Genomic DNA, 13,787 nt, shown 5'->3' with positions numbered 1-13,787 from the left:
ACAAGATGGCGTGAGTCGCGCGCGCGATAGACAGGCGTGCGACGCCCCCTGTCGCCTTGCCGAGGAGTTAATGAAGTGACCGACACCTCCGCCGACCTAGTGATCCTTGGTGGCGGATCGGGCGGCTATGCCGCCGCGTTCCGCGCGGCCGAGCTGGGACTTTCGGTGATCCTGGTCGAGAAGGACAAGCTGGGCGGGACCTGCCTCCACCGGGGCTGCATCCCGACCAAGGCCCTCCTGCACGCGGCGGAGGTCGCCGACTCGGCCCGCGACGGCGAGCAGTTCGGCGTGAAGACGATCCTCGAAGGCGTCGACATCGCGGGGGTGAACAAGTACAAGGATTCGATCATCGCGCGGCTCCACAAGGGCCTGCAGGGCTTGGCCAAGGCGCACAAGGTGACCCTGGTCGAGGGCACCGGCACCTTCGTCGGCGGCACCACCGTCGAGGTCGAGGGCACCCGGTACACCGGCAAGAACGTCATCCTCGCCACCGGCTCGTACTCGCGCACGCTGCCCGGCCTCGACCTTGGCGGCCGGGTCATCGCCAGCGAGCAGGCGCTGTCGCTGGACTACATCCCGAAGAAGGTCGTCGTGCTCGGCGGCGGCGTGATCGGGGTCGAGTTCGCCAGCGTGTGGGCCTCCTTCGGGGCCGAGGTCACCATCGTGGAAGCGCTACCGCGGCTGGTCCCGAACGAGGACGAGTTCGCGTCCAAGCAGCTCGAGCGCGCCTTCCGCCGCCGCAAGATCGGCTTCAAGACCGGCGTGCGGTTCACCGGCGCCAAGCAGGACGAGAACGGCGTGAGCGTGTCGCTGGAATCCGGCGAGACCCTCGACGCGGACCTCCTGCTCGTCGCGGTCGGCCGCGGCCCCAACTCGGCTGGCCACGGTTACGAGGAGGCCGGGGTCTCCATCGAGCGCGGGTTCGTCCTCACCGACGAGCGGCTGCGCACCAACCTGCCGAACGTGTACGCCGTCGGCGACATCGTGCCCGGCCTGCAGCTCGCGCACCGCGGTTTCCAGCAGGGCATCTTCGTCGCCGAGGAGATCGCGGGCCAGCAGCCGCGCGTGATCGACGAGGCCGGGATCCCGCGGGTCACCTACTCGCACCCCGAGGTCGCCTCCGTCGGCCTGACCGAGGCCGCCGCCAAGGAGAAGTACGGTTCGGAGGTCACCACCTTCACCTACGACCTCGGCGGCAACGGGAAGAGCCAGATCCTCAAGACCTCCGGCGGGGTCAAGCTGGTCAAGGCGCCCGCCGGCCCCGTCGTCGGCGTGCACCTCGTCGGCGACCGCGTCGGCGAGCTGATCGGCGAGGCGCAGCTGATCTACAACTGGGAAGCCTTCCCGGAGGACGTCGCGCCGCTCATCCACGCCCACCCGACCCAGACCGAGGCCCTCGGCGAAGCACACCTTGCCCTGGCAGGCAAGCCACTGCACGTGCACAGCTGACGTCACCTCCGAACTAGCAGACCTGAACAGAAACAAAGGGAGTCAGCGAAAGATGGCCTACTCCGTCACGTTGCCGGAGCTCGGAGAGAGCGTCACCGAGGGCACCGTCACCCGGTGGTTGAAGAAAGAGGGCGACCGCGTCGAGGTCGACGAGCCCTTGCTGGAGATCTCCACCGACAAGGTCGACACCGAGGTCCCGTCCCCGGTCGCCGGCACGGTGCAGAAGATCAGCGCGCAGGAGGACGAGACCGTCGAGGTCGGCGGCGAACTCGCCGTGATCGACGACGGTTCCGGCGGCTCCGAGCCCGCGGCGGCCGAGCCGCCGAAGGAGGAAGCGCCCGCGCCTCAGCAGGAGCAGGCAGCCCCCGCGCCGAAGCAGGAAGAAGCCCCGGCTCCGGCGGCTTCGCCTGCCCCGTCCGGCGGCGGCTCCGCGAGCGGCACCTCGGTCACGCTGCCCGAGCTGGGCGAGAGCGTCACCGAGGGCACCGTCACGCGATGGCTGAAGCAGGTCGGCGACAGCATCGAAGTCGACGAGCCGCTGCTGGAGATCTCCACCGACAAGGTCGACACCGAGGTCCCGTCCCCGGTCGCCGGCACCGTCCTCGAGATCAGCGTCGGCGAGGACGAGACCGTCGAGGTCGGCGGGCAGCTCGCGGTGATCGGTGACGCCGGTGCCGCGCCCGCCGCCAAGCAGGAGGCCCCGGCGGCGCCCAAGGAGGAGCCGAAGCCAGAACCGAAGCCCGAGCCGAAGCCGGAACCCACGCCGGAGCCGGTGCGGCAGGAGGCCCCCAAGGCCGAGCCGAAGCCGGAACCGCAGGCGGCACCGGCGCCGTCCGCGCCCGCACCGTCCTCTTCGGACTCTTCGGGCTCTTCGGGCAGTGGCCCGTACGTGACGCCGCTGGTGCGCAAGCTCGCCTCCGAGCACGGCATCGAGCTCGACTCGCTGAAGGGCAGCGGGGTCGGCGGCCGGATCCGCAAGCAGGACGTGCTCGCGGCCGTCGAGGAGCAGCAGAAGGCGCAGCCCGCGCCCGCCGCTGCCGCCCCGGCCGCCGCCGCGCCGTCCGCGCCCTCGGCACCGTCGCAGTCCACCGTCTCCCCGGAGAAGGCGGCCCTGCGCGGCACCGTGCAGAAGGCGAACCGGATCCGCCAGATCACCGCGATCAAGACCAAGGAGTCGCTGCAGGTCTCCGCGCAGCTGACCCAGGTGCACGAGGTCGACGTGACGAAGGTCGCGCGGCTCCGCCAGCGCGCGAAGGCGGCGTTCAAGGCTCGCGAGGGCATCAACCTCACGTTCCTGCCGTTCTTCGCCAAGGCCACGGTGGAGGCGCTCAAGCAGCACCCGAACATCAACGCGTCCTACAACGAGGAGACCAAGGAGATCACCTACCACGGTGACGTCCACCTCGGTCTCGCCGTGGACACCGAGAAGGGTCTGCTCAACGTCGTCATGCACAACGCGGGCGACCTGAACCTCGCCGGGCTGGCCCACAAGATCGCCGACCTCGCGGCCCGTGCGCGCAGCAACAAGATCAAGCCGGACGAGCTGGCCGGCGGCACCTTCACGGTCACGAACATCGGCAGCAACGGTGCCCTGTTCGACACGCCGATCATCATGCAGCCGCAGTCGGGCATGCTCGGCACCGGCGCGGTCGTGAAGCGCCCCGTGGTGATCGCGGACGCCGACGGCAACGACACCATCGCCGTGCGGTCGATGGCGTTCCTGCCGCTGACCTACGACCACCGCCTGATCGACGGTGCGGACGCGGGCCGCTTCCTCACCACGATCAAGCAGCGTCTCGAAGAGGGCAACTTCGAGGACGAGCTGGGTCTGTAACCCGTCCGACGCCGAAGGCCTCCTCCGCGGTCCTCCCGCGGGGGAGGCCTTCGGCGTTCACTGACTCACCCGTGCCAGCCCCTGCCGTGCGCGCGGAAACGCACTGCGCGACGATCGACGCATGCGCGTTCTCGTGGCTGGCTCCAGCGGACTGATCGGCACGGCTCTCCTCGAACGGCTGCGCGACGCGGGGCACGAAGTCCGAAGGCTGGTCAGGGGCAGGGCGAAGACACCCGACGAGCACCGGTGGGACCCGCCCGCGGGCACTATCGGCGACGGCGCGCTCGACGACGTCGACGCGGTGGTGAACCTGTGCGGCGCGCCCCTGCTGCCGGGGCGCTGGAGCGGGGCGCGCAAGCAGGTCCTGCTCGACAGCCGCGTGGAACCGACCGAAGTGCTCGCCGAGGCCGTGGCGGAACGGGGCATCGGCGTGCTCGTGAACGCGTCCGCGGTCGGCTACTACGGCGACGCCGGACCGTCCCCTGTGGACGAAACCGCCCGGCGGGGCGGCGGGTTCCTCGCGGAGATGTGCCAGGCGTGGGAGGACGCGACCGCCCCGGCGAAGGCGGGCGGCGCGCGGGTGGTGAACCTGCGCACCGGGCTCGTGCTCTCCGGGAAGGGCGGGCTGCTCGGCCCGCTCAAGCCGCTGTTCTCCTTCGCGCTGGGCGGGCGGCTCGGCGACGGCAGGCAGTACATGCCGTGGATCAGCCTCGACGACGAAGTGGCCGCGATCCGGTTCGCGCTGGAACACGACGAGCTGTCCGGCCCGGCGAACCTCACCGGTCCGTCGCCGGTGACCAACGCCGAGTTCACGCGCGCGCTCGGCCGCGCGGTGCACCGGCCAGCGCCGTGGTGGGTGCCCGGCGTCGCGCTGAAGACCGTGCTCGGCCAGGCAGGCGAGGAAATGGCGCTCTACGGCCAGCACGCCGTGCCCGCCGCGCTGGAGCGCGCCGGGTTCACCCATGCCCACCGCGACGTCGACGCGGCACTGCGCGCGGCGCTGTGAACGCCCCCCGCGTCCGCTGGGCCGTGCTCGGCGTGGTGTTCGTCGCCGCGTTCGTCGCATTGGGACTGACCGTCCGCGCGGCACCGCTCGCGCTGGACGCCGCGATCGCGCGCGGGCTCGACGGCGTGTGGCGGGAACCGCTCGGGACGGCAGCCGGGATCGTCAGCGACGTGCTCGGCCCGGTGCTGCCGGTCGTGTTCGGGATCGGGCTCCTGCTCGCCGCCGCCCTGCGACGGCAGCACGCGGGTGTCCTGCTCCGACTGGTTCTCGTGTTGCTGGTGTGCCGCCTGACGAGCCTGCTCAAGCCGGTCTTCGACCGGCAGCGCCCGCGCGCCTACCCGGAGCTGAGCTACCCGAGCGGGCACGTCGTCTCCGCGGCCTCCACCGGCCTGGTCGCGATCCTGCTGTGCGCGTGGCTCGCTCCGCGCGCGGTGCGCTGGGTCGCCGCGGCGGCGGTGGCGGCGACCGTGCTCTGCGCCGCCGCGCGGATCGTGCTCGGCGTGCACTGGCTCAGCGACACCGCCGGCGCGGCGCTCGCGGTGACCGGCGCCGGGCTGCTCGCGGCGTCCGGTGTGGGTTTGCTCCCGTCGCGGGCTGCTCGCCTACCGGCAGGCGAGACCTCGGCGTAGCCTGCTGGGGTGAGTCCCCGAGCCGTTTCCTGCCGCGCCAGCACCGATCCGGTCGACGTCCGCCCCCTCGGCACGATCGACTACCTCGAAGCGTGGGAGCTTCAGCGCACCCACGTGAACGCCCGCGCGGACGAGACCGCGCCGGACACCATGCTGCTGCTCGAACACCCGTCGGTGTACACCGCGGGCAAGCGCACGGAGGACGCGGACCGCCCCTCCGACGGCACCCCGGTGATCGACGTCGACCGCGGCGGAAAGATCACCTGGCACGGGCCAGGCCAGCTCGTCGGCTACCCGATCCTCAAGCTCGCCGACCCGATCGACGTCGTGCACTACGTGCGCCGCCTCGAAGAGGCGCTCATCAGGGTCTGCGACTCCTTCGGCGTGCACAGCGGCCGGGTGGAGGGACGCAGCGGCGTGTGGATCCCCGCCGACGAGCGCGGGATCGAACGCAAGATCGCGGCGATCGGCATCCGCGTCCAGCGCGGCGTCACCATGCACGGCTTCGAGCTCAACTGCGACACCGATCTCGCCGCCTTCGACAAGATCGTCCCGTGCGGCATCCGCGACGCCGGGGTCACCTCGCTGTCCGCCGAACTCGGCCGCGACGTCACCGTCGAGGAGGCGCTCCCGCTGGCCCGCGACGCCGTGCTGGCGGCGATCGAGGGCGAGCTGCAGGTCAGCGACGACCGCTGGCTCCCCCGCCCCGAAGCGCCGAGTGCGCCGGGCGTCACCTTCGCTCTCCAGAACTGACCTTCTTCTCCGCGCTCATGCCCTGAAGGTGCCCTTCGGGGCATCTGAGTCCCCGAAGGGCACCTTCAGGACATCGCAGGCCCCCGTTGGGGCAGCGCTCGTTCGCGTGAAGGCGGAGATCGGGGCGCTCAGGTCCCTGAAGGTCACCTTCGGGGAATCTGACGCCGCGATTCTTCCCCTCGCGCGCGTGATTGCCACAGGGCGCATGCCCCAAAAGTCGCGGTGATGATGCGCCGCGCGTCAATTCCGGGAGATGGGTGGCGGAAGCACGGAGCCGCCCGAGGGCTTGGTCCCTGAAGGGCACCTTTGGGGAATCTGACGTCCCAATCTCGCCCCTCACGGCACGCGGCATGATGCTGCTGATGCCCTGAAGGTGCCCTTCACGGCATCACATTCCCCCAAGGGCACCTTCAGGGCATCAGCCCCGGAGCGCAGCAGAGGCGCGGGGCCAGCCCACCCGAACTCCACCGGAGCATCCGTCGGGGCCGCACCGCGCGCCCGACTTTTGGCGTATTGACCAGAACCTCCCCACTCCTGTTTGCTGCTGTTTGAAGTTGTGCGAACGTGGAGGTTCTGCCATGCGGCTCGTGCGTACTCTTGTGCCGATTCTCCTCTTCACCGCCCTCGTCAGCCCGCCGTCCACGGCGAGCAGCGCCGTAGCCCCCGCGCCGGACGCATACGCCTACCTGGACAACCCCCGCATGACCGGCGAGGGCCAGCAGGGTCCGCACGCCGAGCTGCGGCCGTATGCGGACACTGCCTCGGCCGCGCGCGGTGCCGAGCAGACGCCGTTCACGCGCAGCCTCGACGGCCAGTGGAAGATCGCGATGGCCGATCGCCCGCAGGACGTGCCGTCCGGGTTCTACGCGGAGGACTACGACGTCGGGCGCTGGCGCACGGTCAGCGTGCCGCACACCTGGCAGACCGACGGGCTCGACCACCCGATGTTCCGCAACATCCCGAGCGAGGTCCAGCCGGACGACCCGCCGCACGCGCCGAAGGACGTGAACCCGACCGGCGCCTACGCCCGCGACTTCGACCTGCCGGCGGACTGGCAGCAGCGGTCGACCTACCTGCGGTTCGAGGGGGTCACCTCGGGCTACTTCGTGTGGGTCAACGGGAAGTACATCGGCTACGACCAGGGCGGCTACACCCCGGCCGAGTTCGACCTCTCCGCCGCGCTGCACCCCGGCCGCAACCGGATCGCCGTGCAGGTGCACCGCTGGGGATCCGGCTCGTACCTCGAAGACTACGACCAGTGGCGGTACGCGGGCATCTTCCGCTCGGTGTGGCTCTACTCGGCACCGAACGCCGCGATCAGTGATGCGGCGATCACCACCGATCTCGACGCGGCCTACACCGACGCGACGCTGAATACGCGGGTTTCGCTGTCCCGCAAGCCGAACGCGCCTGCCGGGCGCTATTCGGTCACCGGCAGCCTCGTCGACGCGCGCGGCACCGAAGTGGCCAAAGTGGACGGTTCCACCGACCTGACCGGGGCCGCCGCCGATCTCGATCTGTCCACTGTGGTCAAGAACCCGGCGAAGTGGAGCGACGAGACACCGAACCTCTACGGGCTCGTGCTGTCGCTGAAGGGGCCCGACGGCCGGACCACGCACGTCACGCGCGAATCGGTCGGGTTCCGCGAGATCACCATCAAGGACAAGCAGCTCCTGGTGAACGGCAAACGCGTGCTGTTCAAGGGGGTGAACCGCGCGGAGACCGATCCCGACCACGGCAGGCACGTGCCCCGCGCGGCGCAGGAGCGGGACGTCGCGCTGATGAAGCAGCTCAACGTCAACGCGGTGCGCACCTCGCACTACCCGTCGGACCCCTACTTCTACGATCTCGCCGACCGCACCGGCCTGTGGATCGACGACGAGGTGGACATCGAGACCCACAACCACGAGAGCTGCCCGTCGGTGTGCCTCGCGGACCGTCCGGAGTGGCGGGACGCGTTCCTCGACCGGTTCACCGCGATGCTCGCCCGCGACCGCAATCACCCGAGCGTGTTCCTGTGGGACACCGGCAACGAAGCCGGGCTCGGCGCGAGCCACTTCGCGATGGCGGACTACGCGAAGAAGCACGACCCGAGCCGCCCGCTCTACCACCAGTCGAACTCGCCCGACGGTGATGCGCCGTACGCCGACGTGTGGGGCCCGCGCTACCCGTCCCCGGAAAAGCTAGCGGAACAGGCGAAGAGCACCACGAAGCCGGTGATTCTCGGCGAGTACGCCCACGCGATGGGCAACAGCCTCGGCAACTTCAAGGAGTTCTGGGACACCATCCGGGCGAATCCGTCGCTGCAGGGCGGGTTCATCTGGGACTGGGCGGAGCAGAACATCCGCCAGCGGCTGCGGACCACACCCGACGCGTCCGGCAACGGCATCATGGCGAACCTGTCCGGCATGCCCGCGACGGTGCCCGCCAGGCGGGGCAAGGCGGGCAGCGCCCTGTCCTTCTCCGGCCTCGACGACTTCGTGGAGGTCTACCGCGATCGCAAGCTCGACCTGACCGGGCGCGGGCTCACCCTCGACGCCTGGGTGCAGCCCGCCCGCCCGTGGACCGGCGACTTCACCATCCTGGCCAAGGGCGATCACCAGTACGCGCTGAAGATGAAGGACGAGAGGACACTGGAGTTCTTCGTCCACAGTGGAACCTGGCGCACCGTGCAGGTGACCGTGCCACCGGGCTTCTTCGACAACTGGCACCGGGTGACCGGCACCTACGACGGCACCGCGCTCAGGCTCTACCTCGACGGCGTCGAGGCGGGCAGCACCCCGTTCACCGGCACCATCGACGCGTCCTCGTACCCGGTGAACATCGGCCGCAACCCCGAAACCATGCAGGACCAGTACACCGGCCGGATGGCGCACGGTGCGATCGACGACGTCCGGATCTACGACCACGCCCTCGGCGCGGAGCAGCTCGCCGCCGACCCGGTTCGCGAATCACTGCTGGCACTGGACTTCGACCGCGTCGAGGATCGCGGCAGCTACCTGTCCTACGGCGAGAGCCTGTCCGGTGTGGACGGATTGATCGGATCGGACCGGTACCTGCAGCCGGAAACGGCCGAGCTCGCCTGGGCGCACCAGCCGCTGCGGTTCTCGTTCGGCGGCGGCACCGTGAACGTGCTCAACGAGCGGCAGTTCGCGGGCACCGACGGGATGGCGCTGCGCTGGAAGGTGACCGAGGGCGCCAGGACCGTCGCCGCCGGGACCGAGCCGTTGCGGATCGGCCCCGGCGCCACCGCACCGATCCGCCCGAAACTCCCGCACGGCAAGGACGCCGAGCGGTTCCTCACCCTCGAAGCCGTCACCACGGCGGGCACGCCGATGGTGCCGGCCGGGCACGTCGTGGCACGCGACCAGTTCACCCTCGGCGGCACCAGGATCCCCGGCGCCGCGACCCCGGAGGCACGCGGCCGGGTCGAGGTCGCCGACCGCGACGGCAGGATCACGTTGTCCGGAAAGGACTTCAGCTACACGTTCGACCGGTCGACCGGTGCGCTGTCGTCGATGCGGGCGCGCGGAACGGAACTGCTGAAGGGCGGCCCGAAGCTCGACGCGTGGCGCGCGCCGACCAGCAACGAAACCTACGACTGGGGCGGGGTGGAAGGCGAGGACTGGCGCAAGGCCGGCCTCGACCGGCTCAAGACCACAGTGGACTCCGTGACCGTCGAACCGGGACAGGGCGAAGCGAAGGTCGTGGTGCGCAGCACGGTCGCCGCGCCGGGAATGAGCGCGGCGTCGTTCCAGCAGACGATGACCTACCGGATCGACGCGGCCGGAACCGTCCGGCTCGGGCACCAGGTGCACCCGGTCGGCGACATCCGCACCCTGCCGTACCTGCCGAGGATCGGGGTCTCGCTCGCGGTGCCGTCGGCGTTCGAGCGCTTCGCCTGGTACGGGCGCGGGCCGCAGGACAGCTACGCCGACCGGAAGGACGGCACACCGGTCGGCGTCTATTCGAGCACGGTCGACGAGCAGTACGTCGACTACTACCGGCCGCAGGACCACGGCAACCACACGGACGCGCGCTGGGCACTGCTGACCGACGGCCGCTCCGGCGGGCTGCTCGTCTCCGGCGCGCCGGAGGTGAGCGCGACCCCGTACGACGATCTCGACCGCGCCGCCTACCCGTTCCAGCGGGTGCGCAACGACGGCTGGATCACGCTGCACGCCGATCACGCGGTGACCGGGATGGGCGACACCCCGAACCCGGTCCGCCCGCGGTACCAGGTCCGCCCCGACCAGGACTACGACTACTCGCTCACCTTCCGCCCGCTGTCCCCCGACGAAGTCCGCAGTGGACTCCCCAGGGGCGCGCGCTGACGGTGACCGCGGAACCGCCCCGAAGTCCCTGAAGGTGACTTCGGGGCATGACGAGCCATCGCTACCGGGCTGGGTGGCGGTTCTGCCACGGTGCTGCGATCTCCAGTTCCGCGGCGACCCGCAGTAGGAGGTCCTCGCGGCCGGAGGCGGCGACCAGGTGCACGCCGATCGGCAGACCGTCGGCGCCGGTGTGCGGGGGCAGGGAGATCACGGGCTGACCGGTCATGTTGACGAACGGCGCGAACGGCGCGAACTCCTGGCCGCGACGCAGCGGGGCCAGCGGGTCAGCCGGGTCGGACGCGATCGTGCCGGACGCAGCGGCGGCGCGCCGCTGGCGGACAAGAACTACGTCGATCTGGTGCGGCCGTCCGGCTGAGCGGGCTGCTGCCCCCGAGGGCGGACCTTCGGGGGCAGCAGCGATCGCCCGAGTCAGAGCTGGGGCGCGATGTCCGAAGCGATCAGCTCGAGGTGGTCGAGATCGGTGAGATCGAGTAGCTGGAGGTAGAGCCGGGTGATCCCGGTTTCCTCGCGCCACTGGCCGATCTTGTCCACGATCTCGGCAGGCGTGCCCGCGAGCCCGTTTTCGCGCAGTTCCGCCTCGTCCCTGCCGATGGCGGCGGCCCGGCGGGCGACCTCGGCGTCGTCCTTGCCGATCGCGACGGCCTGCGCCACCGACTTGAGGATCCCGTTGGGATCGCGGCCGATGGCCGTCGCCGCCGCGTCCACGCGGTCGAACTGGGCCTTCGCGACCTCCGGTGTGGTGAACGGCAGGTTGAACTCGTCGGCGAACCGCGCCGCGAGCGCCGGGGTGCGCTTCTTGCCGCCGCCACCGATGATCACCGGCGGGCGCGGGCTCTGCGCGGGCTTGGGCAGCGCCGGCGAATCGGCGAGCTGGTAGTGCTCGCCGTCGAACGAGTACGTCTCGCCGACGGGCGTCTCCCACAGGCCGGTGACGATCTCGAGCTGCTCGGAGTAGAGGTCGAACCGCTCCTTGAGCTCCGGCAGCGCGAAGCCGTACGCGGTGTGCTCGTCGGCGAACCAGCCGGAGCCGAGGCCGAGTTCGACCCGGCCGCCGGACATCTGGTCGACCTGTGCCACCGAGATCGCCAGCAGTGAAGGGTGGCGGAAGGTCGCGGCGGTGACCAGGGTGCCGAGCCGGACGCGGGAGGTCTCACGGGCGAGGCCCGCGAGGGTGATCCAGGCGTCGGTCGGGCCGGGCAGGCCGGGGACGTCGCCCATCTTCAGGTAGTGGTCGCTGCGGAAGAACGCGTCGTAACCCGCGTCCTCGGTTGCCTTCGCGACACGGAGCAGGTCGTCGTAGCTGGCCCCTTGCTGGGGCTCGGTAAAGATCCTCAAGTCCACGAGCCCACCCTAGGTCAACTCCGGGTCAGGTCGCGCGATCGCCGGACGGGCGGCGGATCCGGTTCAGCAGCTGGATGATGACGGCCTCGACCTCGGCGCCGACCTTCTTCTGGTCCTCGGCACCCGCGATCACGGTGGCGGCCGAGGACAGCGCGCCGAACAGCAGGCGCGCGGTGATCTCCACCGGCACGTCGTCGACCTCGCCCGCGGCGACCAGGTCCTCGAGGCTGGTCCGCACCAGGCCGAAGCTGAAGTGGTCCTCCGCCTCGCGCCAGCGCTCCCAGCCCATCACCACCGGGCCCTCGTGAATGGCGATCCGCTGATACGCGGGATCGAGACAGCTTTTGATAAATGTGCGTAAACCATCCAATGCGCGTTCCCACGGCGCACCGGGGCCCTGCATTATTTTGGTGAGGCGGTCGAATACCTCGCCCTCGACGGCGTCGAACGCGGCTTCGAAGAGTGCCTGCTTACCACTGAAGTGGTGGTACAGGGCACCTTTGGTGACCCGTGCGCGCTTGGCGACCTCATCGAGGGAAGTACCCGCGTAACCACGCTTGGTGAACAGTTCCACCGCACTGTCCACCAAAGCGGAACGGGTGGACTCGGAATAGTCGGCGCGCCTGGACCTCAATGTCACCACCCTCACAAGCTTACGCCACCGACGGCCGCCATACCCGTGGTATGTTGTGCGTGTCAGGTCCGTACCAAGAGTATGCCGCAAACCCGCGGTATGGCCACGGTCACGGAAGGGGACCAACCATGAGCTGGAACGACTTCTACCGACGGCGTGCTCTCATGGACGCCGTTCTCCGGCAGGCGGCCAAGGAACCGGGCGCGCTGCCGTTCGACCGGGTGCCGGGTGTGCCCGAAACCTTCGGGTCCGAAGAAGAACTGCTGCTCGCACTGCACTACAAGTGGAGCCAGCTGCTCGGTGGGCGGATGCGCGCCGAGCTGGCCGAGCCCGAGGGGGACACGGGCACGGACCAGGTGGACGCGGTCACGCGTGCGTGGCGGGCCGCCGTCACCGAACACGAAGTCCTGCGCACGCTCATCGACGAGCACCTCGACTCGTCCCCCGCGTTGGCGCGCAGGCACGAGGTGGAGCTGCGGATGCTCGCGATCGCCGCGGGCCTCGCCGAACCGCACGAAGAAGCGGGCGAGCTGACCCAGGTCGGTTCCGCGTTCGTCGCCCTGCTGCGGCACGGGCCGCAGGTCCGCCCGTCGCGCCGCCGCAGCACGATGGGCCACCTGCTCCGGTTGCTCGCACCGAGCGCGTGACCGCCGCGGGCCGGATGTAGTTAGCTTCTCGCCATGGCACAGAACTGGACCGAGGACGACATCACCGACCAGTCCGGGCGGACGGTGCTCATCACCGGCGCCAACTCGGGCCTCGGCCTGCGCAGTGCGAAGGTGCTCGCGGCCAAGGGCGCGAAGGTGCTGCTCGCGTGCCGCTCGCTCGAACGCGGCGAGGAGGCATTGGCGGCAGTGCGCGCGGCTTCGACCGGCGGGGCCGGGCCCGAGCTGATCAGGCTCGACCTCGCCGATCTCGCGTCCGTGCGCCAGGCCGCCGAGTCGGTGCGGAAGAGCACCGGCGACGGCCTCGACATTCTGATCAACAACGCCGGGCTGATGGCATCGCCGAAGCAGTGGACGGCCGACGGCTTCGAGCGGCAGTTCGGCACCAACCACCTCGGGCACGCCGCGCTGACCTGGCTGGTCATGCCCGCGCTGCGCGCGAAACCGGGCGCCAGGGTCGTCACGCTGTCGAGCGTCGCCGCCATCGGCGCCCGGATCGACCTCGCCGACCCGAACTTCGAACGCCGGCGCTACAACCCGGCCGGCGCCTACGGCCAGTCGAAACTGGCCAACCAGGTCTTCGCGTTCGAACTCGACCGGCGGCTGCGTGAAGAGAACGCCGACGTGACCAGCGTCGCCGCGCATCCCGGGTACCCCGCGACCTCGCTCGGTTCGTCGATGGCGAGCGCGTACCGGAACAAGGTCCTGAGCACCGCGATCGGCATCGGCCACCGGATCGGCGAGGCGCTCTTCGCCCAGAACGTCGCGATGGGCGCGCTTCCGCAGCTGTACGCGGCGACCGCGGACGGTGCCAACGGCGGCGATTACATCGGGCCGAGCGGCTTCGCCGCGCTTCGCGGGCACCCGACGGTCGTGACACCGCCTCGCGCGGCGTTGGACCCCAAACTGGGGTCCGGATTGTGGGAGCTCACCGCGGGGTTGACTCAGGTCACGCCCGACCCCGCGTGATCATGGCCGCCCGCCACCCGGGCGTACGCTGAACGGCGTGACTGCTGCACCGGATGGTCGGAAGTTGTTGCGGCTCGAGGTTCGTAACAGTGAGACGCCGATCGAGAAGAAGCCGTCGTGGATTCGGACGCGGGCGAAGATGGGTCCGGAGT

Annotated in this window: 11 protein-coding genes and 1 pseudogene; 10 read left to right on the top strand and 2 right to left on the bottom strand. The window is 70.3% G+C overall.

Annotated features, from left to right (window positions below; translation table 11 throughout):
* Positions 1-75: 75 nt before the first annotated feature.
* The 7 genes from lpdA to ABD256_RS41770 all read left to right on the top strand — a co-directional run bounded on the left by lpdA (position 76) and on the right by ABD256_RS41770 (position 10,381).
* On the top strand, positions 76-1,449 hold the full coding sequence (lpdA, locus tag ABD256_RS41800) for a dihydrolipoyl dehydrogenase (RefSeq protein ID WP_344431562.1): 1,374 nt from the start codon (positions 76-78) through the stop codon (positions 1,447-1,449).
* A 52-nt stretch (positions 1,450-1,501) separates the two neighbouring features.
* Positions 1,502-3,283, top strand: coding sequence for a 2-oxoglutarate dehydrogenase, E2 component, dihydrolipoamide succinyltransferase (gene sucB, locus ABD256_RS41795; protein ID WP_344431560.1), 1,782 nt, complete (start codon positions 1,502-1,504; stop codon positions 3,281-3,283).
* Between the two features lie 121 nt (positions 3,284-3,404).
* Complete coding sequence (locus tag ABD256_RS41790) at positions 3,405-4,289, top strand: TIGR01777 family oxidoreductase (protein WP_344431558.1); 885 nt, start codon at positions 3,405-3,407, stop codon at positions 4,287-4,289.
* Positions 4,286-4,918, top strand: a complete 633-nt coding sequence (locus ABD256_RS41785) for a phosphatase PAP2 family protein (protein WP_344431556.1) — start codon at positions 4,286-4,288, stop codon at positions 4,916-4,918. The genes ABD256_RS41790 and ABD256_RS41785 overlap by 4 nt, the downstream gene beginning before the upstream one ends.
* A gap of 9 nt (positions 4,919-4,927) precedes the next feature.
* Entirely contained in the window at positions 4,928-5,671 is a 744-nt protein-coding gene (gene lipB / locus ABD256_RS41780; RefSeq protein ID WP_344431555.1) for a lipoyl(octanoyl) transferase LipB, read from the top strand.
* Positions 5,672-6,249: 578 nt separating this feature from the next.
* Positions 6,250-10,005, top strand: coding sequence for a glycoside hydrolase family 2 TIM barrel-domain containing protein (locus ABD256_RS41775; protein ID WP_344431553.1), 3,756 nt, complete (start codon positions 6,250-6,252; stop codon positions 10,003-10,005).
* A 157-nt stretch (positions 10,006-10,162) separates the two neighbouring features.
* On the top strand, positions 10,163-10,381 hold the full coding sequence (locus ABD256_RS41770; protein ID WP_344431551.1) for a hypothetical protein: 219 nt from the start codon (positions 10,163-10,165) through the stop codon (positions 10,379-10,381).
* Between the two features lie 53 nt (positions 10,382-10,434).
* Here ABD256_RS41770 and ABD256_RS41765 read toward each other — a convergent pair whose 3' ends face one another.
* Together ABD256_RS41765 and ABD256_RS41760 are read right to left on the bottom strand one after the other, a co-directional pair.
* Positions 10,435-11,367, bottom strand: a complete 933-nt coding sequence (locus ABD256_RS41765; RefSeq protein ID WP_344431549.1) for an LLM class F420-dependent oxidoreductase — start codon at positions 11,365-11,367, stop codon at positions 10,435-10,437.
* A gap of 25 nt (positions 11,368-11,392) precedes the next feature.
* Positions 11,393-12,001 (bottom strand): TetR/AcrR family transcriptional regulator, encoded by a 609-nt coding sequence (locus tag ABD256_RS41760; RefSeq protein ID WP_344431595.1) that lies wholly within the window; start codon positions 11,999-12,001, stop codon positions 11,393-11,395.
* A 128-nt stretch (positions 12,002-12,129) separates the two neighbouring features.
* Here ABD256_RS41760 and ABD256_RS41755 point away from each other — a divergent pair, with 128 nt between their 5' ends.
* The 3 genes and pseudogenes from ABD256_RS41755 to ABD256_RS41745 all read left to right on the top strand — a co-directional run.
* Positions 12,130-12,648 (top strand): hypothetical protein, encoded by a 519-nt coding sequence (locus tag ABD256_RS41755; RefSeq protein WP_344431547.1) that lies wholly within the window; start codon positions 12,130-12,132, stop codon positions 12,646-12,648.
* A gap of 33 nt (positions 12,649-12,681) precedes the next feature.
* Entirely contained in the window at positions 12,682-13,635 is a 954-nt protein-coding gene (locus ABD256_RS41750; protein ID WP_344431545.1) for an oxidoreductase, read from the top strand.
* Positions 13,636-13,672: 37 nt separating this feature from the next.
* Positions 13,673-13,787: pseudogene (locus tag ABD256_RS41745) on the top strand (lipoyl synthase); the annotation flags it as partial.

The organism is Amycolatopsis minnesotensis (assembly GCF_039529815.1).
GTDB lineage: Bacteria > Actinomycetota > Actinomycetes > Mycobacteriales > Pseudonocardiaceae > Amycolatopsis > Amycolatopsis minnesotensis.
This window is presented reverse-complemented; position numbering and strand designations above follow the sequence as displayed.